This window comes from Citrobacter sp. Cm046, assembly GCF_030333065.1.
Taxonomy (GTDB): Bacteria; Pseudomonadota; Gammaproteobacteria; order Enterobacterales; family Enterobacteriaceae; genus Citrobacter; species Citrobacter murliniae.
Genome location: NZ_JAOWGP010000036.1, coordinates 288,168 through 303,020, shown reverse-complemented (window position 1 = coordinate 303,020; position 14,853 = coordinate 288,168). Strand labels below are relative to the sequence as shown.

General features: G+C 52.6%; 15 protein-coding genes. 12 read left to right on the top strand and 3 right to left on the bottom strand.

What is annotated here, in order from left to right:
- The first annotated feature begins 59 nt into the window (after positions 1-59).
- Positions 60-914 (top strand): co-chaperone YbbN, encoded by an 855-nt coding sequence (locus OGX98_RS08095; RefSeq protein ID WP_286595091.1) that lies wholly within the window; start codon positions 60-62, stop codon positions 912-914.
- A 66-nt stretch (positions 915-980) separates the two neighbouring features.
- On the opposite strand, the gene fetB is transcribed toward OGX98_RS08095, so the two are convergent.
- Positions 981-1,760, bottom strand: coding sequence for an iron efflux ABC transporter permease subunit FetB (gene fetB, locus OGX98_RS08090; RefSeq protein ID WP_286595090.1), 780 nt, complete (start codon positions 1,758-1,760; stop codon positions 981-983).
- Complete coding sequence (fetA, locus tag OGX98_RS08085) at positions 1,747-2,424, bottom strand: iron efflux ABC transporter ATP-binding subunit FetA (RefSeq protein WP_286595089.1); 678 nt, start codon at positions 2,422-2,424, stop codon at positions 1,747-1,749. Before fetA ends, fetB begins: the two co-directional genes overlap by 14 nt.
- Before the next feature lie 227 nt (positions 2,425-2,651).
- On the opposite strand from fetA, the gene OGX98_RS08080 reads away from it, so the two are divergent.
- From OGX98_RS08080 to OGX98_RS08065, 4 genes are read left to right on the top strand one after another with little or no spacing between them, the layout of a single operon-like run.
- Positions 2,652-3,569 carry an SPFH domain-containing protein gene (locus tag OGX98_RS08080; RefSeq protein WP_200012240.1) on the top strand — a complete coding sequence of 306 codons (918 nt, stop codon included), beginning with the start codon at positions 2,652-2,654 and terminating at the stop codon, positions 3,567-3,569.
- Positions 3,566-4,024 (top strand): NfeD family protein, encoded by a 459-nt coding sequence (locus tag OGX98_RS08075; RefSeq protein ID WP_045440699.1) that lies wholly within the window; start codon positions 3,566-3,568, stop codon positions 4,022-4,024. Before OGX98_RS08080 ends, OGX98_RS08075 begins: the two co-directional genes overlap by 4 nt.
- A gap of 20 nt (positions 4,025-4,044) precedes the next feature.
- Positions 4,045-6,189, top strand: a complete 2,145-nt coding sequence (locus tag OGX98_RS08070) for a PA5441 family protein (protein ID WP_286595088.1) — start codon at positions 4,045-4,047, stop codon at positions 6,187-6,189.
- A complete protein-coding gene (locus OGX98_RS08065; RefSeq protein WP_284097040.1) occupies positions 6,159-6,875 on the top strand; it encodes a DUF3142 domain-containing protein in 717 nt (238 codons plus the stop codon). The genes OGX98_RS08070 and OGX98_RS08065 overlap by 31 nt, the downstream gene beginning before the upstream one ends.
- Here the strand turns inward: OGX98_RS08065 and cueR are convergent.
- The gene (cueR, locus tag OGX98_RS08060; RefSeq protein WP_045449474.1) at positions 6,872-7,282 is read right to left on the bottom strand and encodes a Cu(I)-responsive transcriptional regulator; all 411 of its coding nucleotides are present in this window, start codon (positions 7,280-7,282) and stop codon (positions 6,872-6,874) included. The genes OGX98_RS08065 and cueR overlap by 4 nt on opposite strands.
- Positions 7,283-7,574: 292 nt before the next feature.
- Between cueR and OGX98_RS08055 the strand changes: the two genes are divergently transcribed.
- The 7 genes from OGX98_RS08055 to OGX98_RS08025 are packed head-to-tail and all read left to right on the top strand — an operon-like array spanning position 7,575 to position 14,846.
- Positions 7,575-9,722 (top strand): TonB-dependent receptor plug domain-containing protein, encoded by a 2,148-nt coding sequence (locus tag OGX98_RS08055; protein ID WP_286595087.1) that lies wholly within the window; start codon positions 7,575-7,577, stop codon positions 9,720-9,722.
- Positions 9,723-9,724: 2 nt separating this feature from the next.
- Positions 9,725-10,561, top strand: a complete 837-nt coding sequence (locus tag OGX98_RS08050; RefSeq protein WP_286595086.1) for a heme/hemin ABC transporter substrate-binding protein — start codon at positions 9,725-9,727, stop codon at positions 10,559-10,561.
- 6 nt (positions 10,562-10,567) lie between these two features.
- The gene (hutW, locus tag OGX98_RS08045) at positions 10,568-11,905 is read left to right on the top strand and encodes a heme anaerobic degradation radical SAM methyltransferase ChuW/HutW (RefSeq protein ID WP_045440687.1); all 1,338 of its coding nucleotides are present in this window, start codon (positions 10,568-10,570) and stop codon (positions 11,903-11,905) included.
- Between the two features lie 12 nt (positions 11,906-11,917).
- A complete protein-coding gene (gene hutX / locus OGX98_RS08040) occupies positions 11,918-12,412 on the top strand; it encodes a heme utilization cystosolic carrier protein HutX (protein ID WP_045440686.1) in 495 nt (164 codons plus the stop codon).
- A complete protein-coding gene (chuY, locus tag OGX98_RS08035; RefSeq protein WP_225760595.1) occupies positions 12,412-13,035 on the top strand; it encodes an anaerobilin reductase in 624 nt (207 codons plus the stop codon). Before hutX ends, chuY begins: the two co-directional genes overlap by 1 nt.
- 51 nt (positions 13,036-13,086) lie before the next feature.
- Positions 13,087-14,079, top strand: a complete 993-nt coding sequence (locus OGX98_RS08030; protein WP_045440681.1) for a FecCD family ABC transporter permease — start codon at positions 13,087-13,089, stop codon at positions 14,077-14,079.
- Entirely contained in the window at positions 14,076-14,846 is a 771-nt protein-coding gene (locus OGX98_RS08025; protein ID WP_045440679.1) for a heme ABC transporter ATP-binding protein, read from the top strand. Before OGX98_RS08030 ends, OGX98_RS08025 begins: the two co-directional genes overlap by 4 nt.
- Positions 14,847-14,853 lie beyond the last annotated feature (7 nt).

Sequence of the window (14,853 nt, the reverse complement as noted above, 5' to 3'; positions counted from 1 at the left end):
GTTGAAGCCAGCACGTCTGCCCCCATGTAAAAACAAATAGACGAATAGAGAGTGACTCCATGTCCGTACAAAATATTGTCAATATTAACGAATCTAACCTGCAGCAGACCCTTGAGCTGTCGATGACCACACCGGTCCTGTTCTATTTCTGGTCTGAACGTAGCCAGCATTGTCTGCAACTAACGCCGGTACTGGAAAGTCTTGCCGCGCAGTACAACGGTCAGTTTATTCTCGCCAAACTGGACTGCGACGCTGAACAGATGATCGCCTCCCAGTTTGGCCTGCGCGCTATCCCAACGGTATATCTGTTCCAGAACGGTCAGCCGGTAGACGGATTCCAGGGGCCGCAGCCGGAAGAAGTCATTCGCGCACTGCTCGATAAAGTGCTCCCAAGTGAAGAGGAGCTGAAAGCGCGCCAGGCCATTGAGTTTATTGAAGCCGGCAATCACGCCGAAGCGCTGCCGTTGCTGAAAGAAGCCTGGCAGTTATCTAACCAAAGCAGCGAAATCGGCCTGCTGCTGGCAGAAACACAAATCGCGCTTAACCGTTCGGAGGATGCCGAAGCGGTACTGAAAACCATTCCGTTACAGGATCAGGACACCCGTTATCAGGGGCTGGTCGCGCAGATTGAACTACTGAAACAAGCGGCAGATACGCCGGAAATCCAGCAGTTACAGCAGCGAGTAGCGAGCAACCCTCAGGATGCGGCACTGGCAGCACAGTTGGCGTTACAACTGCACCAGGTCGGACGTAACGAAGAGGCGCTGGAACTGCTGTTCAGCCACCTGAGAAAAGATCTTGCGGCCGCAGACGGTCAGGCACGTAAGACCTTCCAGGAAATTCTCGCTGCGCTGGGAACCGGTGATGCGCTGGCATCGAAATATCGTCGCCAGCTGTACGCGTTGTTGTACTAATCTGCGTGATTTTGCCCGATGACGCTTACGCTCATCGGGCCTAGAAAAAACGCATCCGGCATCACATCACGGCTTTTTCAAATGCGTCACCACCAGTTGGTGGCGCGAATTGTAGAATTTCCGGTAAGTGAGATAACAGGCAATAATGGTCGACAGGCTGGCGGTAGAAAGCAGCATAAAGGTCACCATTATCTGATACTTAATTGCTTTTACCGGATCGATACCAGCAAAGATCAAGCCCGACATCATCCCTGGTAAGCTCACCAGTCCCACAGTTTTCGCTGAATCGATCGTCGGGATCAATGACGCACGAATGCTGTCGCGAATAAGCGGCGCAGACGCCACTTTCGGCGTGGCACCGAGGCTCAATTTCTCCTGGATTTGCTGCTGCTCGCTGTTAAACCGCTGCCCCAGGTTGTTGTAACATAACCCGACCGCCACCATCGCATTACCTGCGATCATGCCGGAAATTGGGATCACCTGCATTGGCGCGAATTCGATGGAACCGGACAGAACCAGAACTGCCAGCGTCACTCCCGCTCCCGACGTAATGGCGATAAACGACGAGATAAAGGCTTTATCAATATATTTACTGCGTTTTTGCGCGTTATACGCAGCGTTAACGCAGATAAACAGCACCATCACTAGAGTCAGAATGCTGTGGTTAACGCCAAAGATATATTTCAGCACATAGCCGACGATAATAAGCTGGATCACCGCCCGGCAAACGCTCCAGAGAATATCTTTTTCCAGCGCCAGTTTTTCTTTGTGACTAATCAGTATCGCCACTACCACCAGCATCATCGCTAACGCCAGTGATTCATTGGTAATATTATGCTCGTTCATTGCTTGCTTCCTGCATCTCTCCGGCATGCGGCTGAAGGGTAATGATATTATCCGCATGATTAATTTCATCTTTGTCGTGCGTAACCCACAGCACTGCGATATTTTTCTCGCGAACGTAACGGTGAATTAATTCATTCACGTTGCGTTTATTGGCCTCATCCAGTGCGCTGGTTATTTCATCCAGCAACAGGATTTTGGGCAGAAACTGCAAATTGCGAATTAATGAGATACGCTGTTTTTCGCCTCCGGAGAGTTCATTAATATTTTTTTTGAGGATCTCCTCAGGCAGTTCAAAGCGGGCCAAGTCGGCCAGAAACGTATCAGATTCAGGGCGTTTATTGCGGATTTGCCACGGGAAAATAAGGTTATCGTAGACAGTATCGCCAAACAAAGCGGGGGTTTGCGCGCAATAAGAAACCTGCTGACGATAAGCTTCGGGTTTGAGGGTAGTTATCTCCTTTCCCTCAAAAATAATCTCACCGGCACTCGGGCTAATTAACGACGCCACAATCTTCAGTAACGTACTTTTACCGCAGCCGGACTGACCGGTAATCAGCTTAAATTCCCCGGCGTTGAGATTAAAACTGATGTTATTGAGAATTTTCGTCGTTCCCGCCTGCCAGGCGACATTTTTTAACTGAAGCAACATTCTGCTTTCTTCCATTACAGATCCCTTTTTTACATCTTTCGTGCAGACAGTCTATACCCAAAATAATTCGAGTTGCATGAAGGCGGCAAGTGACTGGGGTGAACGAACGTAGCTAACGCACAAGCAACTTGAAGTATGACGGATATATCCCTGTAATTTATTATAGGGGAGCCCACCCTGATTAATCGGGTATAATTTGATTAATCAGGTAGTAAAGGACAGCACAACAGGAGGTTTCATCAATGCTCATTTTTATCCCCATTCTCATTTTTGTCGCGCTGGTAATCGTCGGCGCAGGCGTCAAAATCGTCCCGCAGGGATACCAGTGGACAGTGGAGCGTTTTGGCCGTTACACCAAAACCCTGCAGCCAGGCTTAAGTCTCGTGGTGCCCTTCATGGATAGAATTGGTCGTAAGATCAATATGATGGAGCAGGTTCTCGATATCCCGTCGCAGGAAGTTATCTCCAAAGACAACGCCAATGTTGCCATTGATGCCGTCTGCTTTATTCAGGTAATCGACGCGCCGAAAGCAGCATATGAAGTCAGTAATCTTGAACTGGCGATCATCAACCTGACCATGACCAACATTCGTACCGTTCTCGGCTCCATGGAGCTGGATGAAATGCTCTCCCAGCGCGATAACATCAACACACGTCTGCTGCATATCGTTGATGAAGCCACCAATCCCTGGGGCATCAAAATCACCCGTATTGAGATCCGCGATGTACGCCCACCGGCTGAACTTATCGACGCGATGAACGCCCAGATGAAAGCGGAACGTACCAAACGCGCCTACATTCTTGAAGCCGAAGGGATCCGCCAGGCGGAGATCGTCAAAGCGGAAGGTGAGAAGCAGTCGAAAATACTGAAAGCGGAAGGTGAACGCCAGTCCGCGTTTTTACAGGCAGAAGCGCGCGAACGTTCCGCCGAAGCCGAAGCTCGCGCAACTCAGATGGTTTCGGAGGCGATTGCCGCCGGGGATATTCAGGCGGTGAACTACTTCGTGGCTCAGAAATACACCGAAGCGCTGCAACAAATCGGTTCGTCAAATAACAGTAAAGTGGTGATGATGCCACTGGACGCCAGCAGCCTGATGGGCTCGATTGCCGGCATCAGCGAATTAATTAAGGACAGCGCCAGCGAACGGAAAAAATCATGATAGCGATGATTCTGGTTCACCCACATATCTTCTGGCTTAGCCTCGGTGGTCTGTTACTGGCCGCCGAGATGCTGGGCGGTAACGGTTATCTGCTGTGGAGCGGCGTAGCAGCGGTGATCACCGGTCTGGTGGTCTGGCTACTTCCGCTCGACTGGGCGTGGCAGGGTGCGATGTTCGCCTTGTTAACGTTGCTGGCAGCCTGGCTGTGGTGGAAGTGGTTGGCAAAGCGCGTACAGGAGCAGAAACCAGCTGACAGCCACCTCAATCAGCGCGGGCAGCAGCTGGTCGGTCGCCGGTTTATTCTGGAGACCACGCTGGTGAATGGTCGCGGGCACATGCGCGTTGGCGACAGCTCCTGGCCGGTCAGTGCAAACGATAATTTGACTGCCGGTACGCAGGTCGAAGTGGTTGCCATTGAGGGTATCACCCTGGTTATCAAAGCCGTATCACAATAAATCATACAGGAAATAAGATTATGGTCAGGAAGACATCCCTCGCTCTAGCCCTTTGTTCATTGTTGGCAGGAGCCCCTCAGGCATTTGCTTCTTTTGATATGGAAGATTGCAAATGGAGTGATGACCACTGTCTGCTAAAAGGTATCCCGGTATTCAGCCCGCAAAACGACAGCCGGGATAACCTGCTGCGATTGTTAAGCCAGGAAAAATCATTCGCCCTGCCCGTTCAGTCGATGCCTGAAGATATCACCCGCTCCCGCGATTTCTATTTTGCGTATCACCCGCAGTGGGATGAAATCACGTCACCAGCCGCCGCTACGCCGGAGCAACGTGCAGATGACACGCTTGCTCGCCAGATGGACAAGCTGCAGATCGCCGCCGAAGAGATAAATGCCGACGGCACTGAGAATGAAAACCGCCATGTTTCAAATAACAGGGACAGCGTCAGTCAGTTTTTTGCCGCGCTACTGGCCGATACCTCGTTAACGGTTGAACAACGCCAGGCGTTAGCCCGGGCGCGGCTGGGGTTATTGTCCGGCGCGACCGGCGAGCAGATTACGTCCTCCCTCACCTCAATCCCAGCCGATTCATCCGCCCAACAGTATAAAACCTATCTGATCGCCGCCGCGCGTTTCTATGAAGGCGACTACGTCAATGCGGAACAGAATTTCACGCAGCTTGCCACCAGCGATCGTCCGTGGCTGGCAGAAACCGCGCAATACATGTTGATGCGCACGGCGCTGAATAAAAGTAGTCAGAACAGCGTCGGTGAATACGGTGATTTTGATATCGCCAGAATCAACCGCCAGGATGCCGCTCAGGCACAGACTCTGGCACAAACTTATCTGCAACACTTCCCGCAGGGACTTTACGCCGATTCTGCGCGCGGTATGCTGCGCCGTATTAACTGGTATTTGCAAGCGTGGGCGCCGCTGGCAACACTGTATGAGCAAGGCTTCCAGCAGGCAGCCGACGCACCGCAACTGCGTAGCGCGGTCATCGAATACGATAATGTTTTTGGCATGCAGTTCCTGGAGCAATCTGCAGTTGAGACCTTCCCTGACGCCCCATGGGTCAGCTATATCGAACTGCTGCGCGCCCTGCGACTAAACAACGACGACAAACCGACACTGACTCAGGCGCAGCTCGACGCCAGCAAGCCCGTTTTCGAGAAGAGCGGAAAACTGCCGCTGTGGCACAACCTGCAACTAAATCTGTGGATGGCGACTGGCAACTACACAGCCATTGTTCAGGCAGTAACCCCGGCGCAGAAACTCCCCGCAAACGACACTCTCGCCTTCAGCGAACAAGTGCTTTATGGCGAAGCACTGATGGGGCAAAAGCAGTGGTCTGCGGCGCGTGAGTTCTGGCAGCAACTATTGAAACATAGCCAGAATAACGAACAGCAACAATATGTGCAGGCTAAACTGGCGGCAACGCTGGTCTACAGCGGCGATGTGGCGGCAGTTTTCGCCCCGAACAGCATGGTTACAAACCTGCGTTTTCGTTCACAGGTGCTGAAAACACAAGCCTCTCCTGAACTACTGCGCCAGCAGGCAACCCACGGACCAAATAACGAAGAGCGTACCATCGCGCTGCATACGCTACTGGTGCGGGATTTAACCGAGAATCGCTTTGGCGACTGGCTGAATGACAGAAAACTTGCCAGCGCAATTACGCAACCGGTATCCGCAGATGCGTTTGCTGATGTCAATCTGAACACCTTTGACTGGAACGGCGATGCCGCTCAGGCCGGTTACGCATGCCGTAGCCTGACTGAAACAGTCACAGTGCTAAGCAAAAAAGCGGATGATGCCCACGCTCTGAACTGTCTGGGTGAGTTTTTCCGTACCACGCAAACCCGTGTTGATCTGTGGGCAAACAGTACAGGCAATGATGTGCTGGAAGTGGCAATTTCACGTAAAGAACCGTTCGGTCAGTACGACAGACAGCGCTACTATCAGCAGGTTATTGCTGCACCAAAAGCGGAACTCGAGGATAAAAGCTTTGCGTTGTATCGCGCCATCATGTGCTATGCACCATCAGGTTCGAACGAATGCGGTGGCGCAGAGGTGGATAAATCACAGCGTAAAGAGTGGTTCACGCAACTGAAGACACAGTATCCAGGAAGCCCGTGGGCGCAAAAACTCAAATATTACTGGTAGCTGCGCTGCTGGCCGGACAGGTACAGGCTACGGAAATTGTCACCGCCCGCGACCATCCGGCCTTCTGGTTGTGGTCAGGAGTGAAAGCCAGCAACGAACTCCAGAACGCGCAAACGGTCTATTTGCATCAGGGTGAAGTAGTCGCTCAGTCAGGGGAAGTAATCTTTCAGCGGCTCGGCTTGCCGGTCAGTCGTCTGACATTTCCAACAATCTGGCTGACCGTACGCTTCACCACCCTCGACGTGCCGGAAGAGATTCCGGCGCGTATCATACGGCTGTTGCAACGCTGGCAGTCTGCAGGGAATCACGTCGTCGGTTTGCAGGTTGATTTTGACGCCGCAACTCATCAGCTCACGGATTACGCTCACTTTCTGCGTCAGCTTCGCCAACAGTTACCGCCAGAGTTCGCCCTTGGCGTTACCGGGCTGCTGGACTGGGCGAAAACCGGCGATATCGCCACGCTGAACGCATTGCCGGTCGATGAACTGGTAGTTCAGAGCTATCAGGGACGTCACACTGTGGCAAATTATCAGGCGTATTTGCCCGCGCTCATCCGGTTACGCATACCATTTAAGCTTGGGCTGGTGCAAAACGGTAGCCGGGATCCGCAGGCTGAAGCTCAGCTTGAAAAATCCCCGTGGTATCGCGGTACGGTAGTATTTATGCTCAATCCCTCTCGCCGCTAAACCTTTGCTTTGTGATGACAACAGCCGGAGAGATTATCAATAATTGGACATTCGGCGCTGTCATCGCCAGGGCAACTGTTTGCCAGCGCCAGCAAATGTCCCCGCATCGCCTGTAATTCGCTGATATGCCGTTCGATTTCAGCCACCTTCTCGAGAGTACGTTTTTTTACATCTGCGCTGTGACGTGCCGGATCGTTAAACAGGTTCACCAGCTCACCGCACTCTTCGAGATTAAACCCAACCTGCCGCGCTTGTCGCAACAACGTCAGTTCATTCAGATGTTGCTGGGTATAAGTGCGGTATCCGTTCTCGCTACGCAGCGGCGGAGTCACCAGCCCTTTCTCTTCATAAAAGCGAATAGCTTTACTGGTTAATCCGGTTTTTTTCGCCACATCACTAATATTCACATCATCCCCCACAGCTCTCTCAATGCAGAGCCACATTATAGCCCAGATTGCAGTAATCCCTTATCCGGCGAAACGCCCCAACAGGTACATCAACGATTAATTTAAAAAGCCAGCCTATTCACAAGGTTATGCGCCATCCCGATCACAATTCCACCCGCATCAACGATACAAAATTGATTCAAATCAAAAGATGCATTGGTTTTACACCTTTGATATTGAACATCTGGATACAATTTTATATACAAACGCGAATGATAATGATGATCATTAACATTCAATAAAAGGTTCTCTTATGTTGCCACGGATTAGCCAAAGGCCGTTTATTCTTTCAGCTCTGACATTATGTGTTTCAGGGGCTGTTTCAGCATCGACAACTACGACCACACACACATCAGCATCAGCCGACGACACGGTGATCGTCACGGCAAACCGTTCGGAAAGCAGTCTCTGGGAAAGCCCGGCGACGATTCAGGTTATTGACCGCCAGACGTTGCAAAACTCCACCAACGTTTCTATTGCCGACGATTTAAAGGATATACCCGGCGTTGAAGTCACTGATAACGCCCTTGCGGGACGAAAACAAATCCGCATCCGCGGTGAAGCCTCTTCACGCGTACTGATACTCATAGACGGTCAGGTCGTCAGTTACCAGCGCGCCGGTCAAAACTACGGCGCTGGCCTGCTTATTGACGAATCAGCCCTGGAACGTATTGAGGTTGTCAAAGGCCCCTACTCCGTACTCTATGGTTCGCAGGCTATTGGCGGGGTGGTGAACTTTATTACGAAAAAAGGCGGCGATAAGCCCCTTGCCGGGAGCATTAAAGCAGTCTACAACTCCGCGACGGCAGGATGGGAAGAATCGGCAGCCGCCTGGGGTAGCATTGAAAATTTTGATTACCGTATCAATGGTAGCTATTCCGATCAGGGCGATCGCGATACGCCTGACGGAAGGTTATCGAATACCAACTTCCGCAATAACGGCCAGGGCGTCTGGCTTGGCTATAACCTCGATCGCCATAAAATCGGTCTGTCACTCGACCGTTACAAACTGTCCACACAAACCTGGTTTAACGATCCGGAAGGTCAGTTCGACGACTTCAGCGTCAAAATACCTAAACTGGAACGCGAAAAAGTAGGTCTGTTCTATGACTATGCGGCAGACGGGGATTACCTGAAGAAAATCCATATTGACGCATACAATCAGACGATAGAGCGTAAGTTTGAGAACCGGGTCAAAACCACTCAGGTTATTCCCAGCCCATCGATCAAAGCGCTGACGGTGAATAATCAGACCAATACCAACGATAAACAATACACCCAGGGTGTCACGCTTCAGGGTAATTTCTCCCTTCCGGCGAACAATGAACTGGTCATTGGTACTCAGTATCAACACGACAAAGTGAAACAAGACACAGACGGCAATACGCGTCAGACGGCGGCGACCGGCTACTTTGATATACAAACCCGGACGCTATCTCATATTGAAGCCGAACAAAGCAACACCTCTCTGTTTGCACAAAACGACTGGCGTTTTGCCGATAACTGGACGTGGACCGTTGGTGCTCGCCAATACTGGCTCTCTTCAAAACTCAATCGTAACGATACGCAAACGACGCAAAGCAGCGGGACCACATGGCAATCAGCAGGAGGAAACTCAGTACATGACGATGAACTGGTCACCTCTACCAGCCTGCGTTATTCCGGCTTTAAAGATCTCGAGCTACGTGCAGCCTATGCGCAGGGTTATGTCTTCCCGACGCTCACTCAGCTGTTTATGCAGACATCTGCGGGTGGCAGCGTCACCTACGGTAATCCAGACCTGAAAGCGGAACACTCCAATAACTATGAGCTGGGAGCCCGTTATAAAGGGGGGATGTGGCTGATTGACGGCGCGATTTACTATTCAGAAGCCAAAGACTATATCGCCAGCCTGGCTTGTGCCGGCAACCCCGTGTGCAACGGCAATAGCAACTCTTCACGAGGAGGCTATTTCTACTACGACAACATCGATCGCGCCAAAACCTGGGGCATGGAGTTAAGCGCAGAGTACAACGGATGGGCAGTTTCCCCCTATCTGAGCGGCAACATTATTCGCCGCCAGTGTGAAGGCGACACCATGAAAACCTGGGATACCGGCGAATCAACACTGACTGGACGCGTGGGTCTGAAACATACCTTGCTGCTGAATGCCGCTAACGTGACCTCAGATGTGTTTATCCGCGCGGCCTCCAGCGCCAAAGATAACACCGGAAGTACGGAAATAAATTATCCGGGCTGGGCAACGCTTAATCTCGCCTTCAATACCGAATTCGGTCCGCAGGATCAGTATCAGGTCAATCTGGCACTCAATAACCTGACCGATAAACGTTACAGAACCGCACATGAATCTATTCCGGAAGCGGGTTTCAATGCGGCGGTTGGCTTTGCGTGGAATTTCTGACAATGAAGAAACTCATTATTGGTTTACTGAGCCTCGCCTGCATCTTCAACGCGCAGTCCGCCGAACGTCTGGTGGCGGCGGGCGGATCGCTGACCGAACTGATCTACGCCATAGGTGCCGGGAGCAACGTGGTTGGCGTCGATGAAACCACCTCTTATCCGCCAGAAACTGCAGCGCTTCCACATATCGGTTACTGGAAGCAACTGAGCAGCGAAGGCATTTTATCGCTGCATCCGGACAGCTTTATCACCTGGCAGGACGCTGGCCCACAGATCGTACTGGATCAACTGCGGGCACAAAAAGTGAATGTTGTCACCTTGCCGCGTGTACCGGCCACGGTTGAACAGATGTACGCCAATATCCATGAGCTGGCAAAAACACTGCAAATGCCTGAACAAGGCGATGCGTTGGTCAAGCGTATTCATCAGCGTCTGGATCGTGTTCAGCAGAGTGTGGCGGCAAAAAAAGCGCCGGTTAAAGCCATGTTTATCCTCTCCGCCGGTGGCAGCGCGCCACAGGTCGCCGGGAAAGGCAGCGTTGCCGATGCCATTTTGACGCTTGCCGGGGCACAGAATGTCGCCTCACATGCCCAGTATAAAAGCTACAGCGCAGAGTCGTTGATTGCCGCAAATCCGCAGGTCATCGTCGTGACGTCACAAATGGTGGATGGCGATCTTAATCGTCTCAGCGCTATTGCCGGTATTACCCGCACCGCCGCCTGGAAAAATCAGCGCATTGTGACGATAGACCAGGCGCTGATCCTGGGCATGGGTCCTCGCGTCGCTGACGCGGTTGAAGCGCTACACCAGCAATTCTGGCCACACGAAAGGGATTTATAAAGAAGTATGAAAACTCAAGACACGCTGGATCTCACCCCACATTTTGCTCTGGAGGGAAATCAACCATTTAAGGATCGCCGCGCCACGATGCCGTGGCGCGGGGCTATCCCTGTTGCAAAAGAGTTGTTGTCACAAACCTGGCAGAATGTCATCAGCCAGACCGTCCCTCCACGTAAACGACTGGTGTACCTGCATATCCCTTTTTGTGCAACACACTGTACTTTCTGCGGTTTTTATCAAAACCGGTTTGAAGAAGATCACTGCACTCGCTATACCAACGCACTATTGCGTGAAATAGAGATGGAGGCCGACAGCCCATTACACCAGTCAGCCCCGATTCACGCCGTCTATTTTGGCGGCGGTACACCATCGGCGCTGTCGGCACGGGATCTGGCCAGAATCATCACTGCGCTGCGTGAAAAGCTACCTCTGGCTCCGGATTGTGAAATAACGATTGAAGGTCGGGTACTCAACTTTGACGATGCCCGAATCGATGCCTGCCTGGATGCCGGGGCTAACCGGTTTTCGATCGGTATTCAGTCTTTTAATAGTCGGATCCGCAAAAAAATGGCCCGAACCTCAGATGGCCCAACCGCCATTGCATTTATGCAAGGGCTGGTTCAGCGGGATCGTGCTGCCGTGGTATGCGATCTGCTGTTTGGTCTGCCGGGACAGGACGCAAAACTGTGGGGCGAAGATCTGGCAATCGCACGTGATATCGGTCTCGACGGTGTTGACCTCTATGCACTAAACCTCATTCCTAATACCCCTCTTGGCAAAGCGGTTGACACCGGACGTACGACCGTGCCCTCCCCAGCCGAGCGCCGCGATCTCTATCTACAGGGCTGTGAATTTATGGATAACGCGGGCTGGCGCTGCATCAGCAACAGCCACTGGGCGCGTACAACGCGCGAGCGCAACCTGTACAACCTGCTGATTAAACAGGGGGCCGACTGCCTGGCGTTTGGCTCTGGCGCGGGAGGATCGGTTAATGGCTACTCCTGGATGGTCGAACGCAATCTGACCACCTGGCATGAATCCATTGCCGCCGGGAAAAAGCCGCTAATGATGATGATGCGTACCGCCGAGCGCGGTTTCCAGTGGCGACATACGCTACAGGCAGGCATTGAAACAGCCCGCGTCCCGCTGGATGAACTCACGCCTCATGCTCAGAAACTACTCCCCTTACTGAGCCAATGGCACCAGGCTGGCCTGACGCGCGATGCCAGCACCTGTCTGCGCCTGACCAATGAAGGACGCTTTTGGGCAAGCAATATTTTACAGTCCCTTGATGAGCTTATTCAGGAACTTAACGCACCGCGTATTGCGGTAGAGCAACCATAACAGGAGTGATTTATGAGCCATGTCTCTTTACAGGATTTTTTAAAAACTGAGCCGGACGGTACGCTGGAAGCCATCGCCGCCCAGTACAACACCACGCTGCTGGAAGTAGTGAAAAACCTCCCTTCCCTGACGCTGGTTTCCGGCGATAAGTTTGATACCGTCTGGGAAACGGTCAGCGAGTGGGGAAAAGTCACAACCCTGGTCCATACTGCTGATGTCATTCTGGAATTCACTGGCGAACTGCCATCCGGATTTCACCGTCACGGCTACTTCAACCTGCGCGGGAAAAAAGGAATGACCGGTCATATCAAGGCAGAAAACTGCACGCATATTGCCCTGATTGAACGCAAATTTATGGGTATGGACACCGCGTCCATCCTCTTCTTTAACCAGGCGGGTAGCGCAATGTTCAAGATATTCCTCGGCAGGGATGAGCATCGCCAGCTACTGGCCGAACAGGTCAGCGCCTTTCACGCGCTGGCTTCAACGCTAAAGGAACTTGCCTGATGTCTCCATGGCTTATTTTCGGCGCGGGTGGTAACGGTGTCGGAGCAAAAACACTTGAACTGGCGCTGGCAGAACAACGCCCGGTGATTGCTGTTATTCGCAACGCACAGGTTGCTGCCGGATTACAGGAAAGAGGTGTGCAGGTTTTTATTGGCGATGCCTGCGATAGCCAGGTAGTCGCCTGCGCCTGCCGTGCTGCAGGTCCACATGCCACGCTGATCTCCTCAATGGGCGGCGCTCAGGATTATCTGGCGCACAGAACCGTGATTGATGAAGCCGAGAAAGCGGGCATCAAACGGATGATCCTCGTGACATCGCTGGGCTGCGGTGACAGTTGGCCTTTTTTATCCGCCCGGGCAAAGGCCGCCTTTGGTCAGGCCGTACGGGAAAAATCGCTGGCTGAAAGCTGGTTGCAAACCAGTCAACTGGACTACGCCATTCTCCGCCCTGGCGGACTGCTTAATGGTGAAGCAACAGGCAAGGCGCAGCGAATACAAGGCCAGGAGTGCCACGGGTTTGTAATGCGTGCGGATGTTGCCGCACATATTCGCGAACTGGCCAATGCGCCTGCACTTAACAATCAGATCTACAGTCTGGTTGAACCTGAATTGAAACCTGCGTAATCCCCTCGCGGCGCGGGAGCTCCGCGCCGCAAAGACGTTATGGAGTTTTGCGTGCTCAAGGACTCACTTTCGTCCGTCAGCATATTGACGGGCCTGTCACTATTATTGCTCGCGCTGATGCTTTTCGGTGCCAGCCAGGGAGCGCTGAACATTAGCTTCAGCGCTCTGTTCGATGAAGAATATCGTGATATCTGGTTAAATATTCGCCTGCCGCGCGTCTTACTGGCCGTCCTCGTTGGTGGTGCGCTGGCAACAGCAGGTGTCATCATGCAGGGACTTTTTCGCAATCCGATGGCCGACCCTGGTCTGCTGGGCGTCAGCAGTGGCTCTGCGCTGATGGTTGGCATCGCGATTGTGATTCCGTTTTCGTTCCCTGTTGTGCTGGTGCTGTATGAGCAGATGATTTTTGCCGTTGCAGGCAGCATGGTGGTTTGCACGATAATTTTCCTGATAAGCCAGCGCCACCACCACGGCGGTATGATGCAACTGCTGTTAGCCGGGATCGCCATCAATGCCCTGTGCGGCGCGGCAATCGGCGTGCTGAGTTACATTGGCGATGAACAGCAGTTACGCCAGCTGACACTGTGGATGATGGGTAATCTCGGGCAGGCGCAGTGGCCAACGCTGCTGGTAGCCAGCTCCTTTGTGCTTCCTGCCGTTGCGGTAACCGCCTGTCTCGCCGGAACGCTAAATTTGCTGCAGTTAGGTGATGAAGAGGCACACTACCTGGGAGTGAACGTAAAACGTAAACGGCAACAACTGCTGTTGCTAAGCTCACTGCTGGTGGGCGCAGCCGTTTCGGTAAGCGGAGTGATCGGCTTTATTGGTCTGGTGATTCCACATCTGATCAGAATGACCACTGGTGCCGATCATCGCTGGCTTATTCCCTGCTCCACACTGGCAGGCGCATGTTTATTACTGGTTGCCGACACCCTGGCCCGTACACTGGTGCAGCCAGCAGAAATGCCCGTCGGTTTGTTGACCAGCCTGATTGGCGGGCCATATTTTCTGTGGCTGATACTGCGCAGCCGGAGGGTGTCATGATTATCGCCGAGAATCTGGTTTACAGCATTCATGGGCGTCGACTCACTGATAACGTCTCTCTGACGCTACCAGGCGGCGAAATCATCGCCATACTTGGTCCCAATGGAGCAGGGAAATCAACGTTGTTGCGTCAGCTCACGGGTTATCTGAAGCCACAAAGTGGACGCTGCTCGCTGCTCGGCAAACCGCTGAATGAATGGTCAATAACCGAGCTGGCAAAAACTCGCGCGGTGATGCGCCAGAACAGCCATATGGCGTTCCCGTTTAGCGTTCAGGAAGTCATTCGTATGGGCAGGCATCCGTATCGCACGCGCAACACGGGTGATGAAACTGACCATATCATGAACTTATGTGATTGCCAGAACCTGGCTACCCGCGACTATCGACACTTGTCGGGAGGAGAGCAGCAGCGAGTACAGTTAGCGCGTCTGCTGGTACAGCTTTGGGAGCCGGAACCTGCACCAAAGTGGCTGTTTCTGGATGAACCTACTTCAGCACTGGATATTCACCACCAGCAGCACCTTTTTCGTTTACTGCGGCATCTGGTACGTGAACGGCAGTTTAATGTCTGCTGCGTACTGCATGATCTCAATCTTGCTGCACGCTATGCCGACCGTGTCGTGCTGATGGAACACGGCAAGATAGTCGATAACGGCAGCCCGCAGGAGGTACTGAAACAGCAGCCGTTGAATGCGCTTTACGGCGCCGATCTCACGGTGATAAATGAACCGGCAAATCAAACGCCACTCATCGTCCTCAATCAATAACTTACCG

Coding starts and splice junctions, on each gene's coding strand:
- OGX98_RS08095 (WP_286595091.1), top strand. CDS start 60: ATGTCCGTACAAAATATTGTCAATATTAACGAATCTAACCTGCAGCAG.
- fetB (WP_286595090.1), bottom strand. CDS start 1,760: ATGAACGAGCATAATATTACCAATGAATCACTGGCGTTAGCGATGATG.
- fetA (WP_286595089.1), bottom strand. CDS start 2,424: ATGGAAGAAAGCAGAATGTTGCTTCAGTTAAAAAATGTCGCCTGGCAG.
- OGX98_RS08080 (WP_200012240.1), top strand. CDS start 2,652: ATGCTCATTTTTATCCCCATTCTCATTTTTGTCGCGCTGGTAATCGTC.
- OGX98_RS08075 (WP_045440699.1), top strand. CDS start 3,566: ATGATAGCGATGATTCTGGTTCACCCACATATCTTCTGGCTTAGCCTC.
- OGX98_RS08070 (WP_286595088.1), top strand. CDS start 4,045: ATGGTCAGGAAGACATCCCTCGCTCTAGCCCTTTGTTCATTGTTGGCA.
- OGX98_RS08055 (WP_286595087.1), top strand. CDS start 7,575: ATGTTGCCACGGATTAGCCAAAGGCCGTTTATTCTTTCAGCTCTGACA.
- OGX98_RS08050 (WP_286595086.1), top strand. CDS start 9,725: ATGAAGAAACTCATTATTGGTTTACTGAGCCTCGCCTGCATCTTCAAC.
- hutW (WP_045440687.1), top strand. CDS start 10,568: ATGAAAACTCAAGACACGCTGGATCTCACCCCACATTTTGCTCTGGAG.
- hutX (WP_045440686.1), top strand. CDS start 11,918: ATGAGCCATGTCTCTTTACAGGATTTTTTAAAAACTGAGCCGGACGGT.
- chuY (WP_225760595.1), top strand. CDS start 12,412: ATGTCTCCATGGCTTATTTTCGGCGCGGGTGGTAACGGTGTCGGAGCA.
- OGX98_RS08025 (WP_045440679.1), top strand. CDS start 14,076: ATGATTATCGCCGAGAATCTGGTTTACAGCATTCATGGGCGTCGACTC.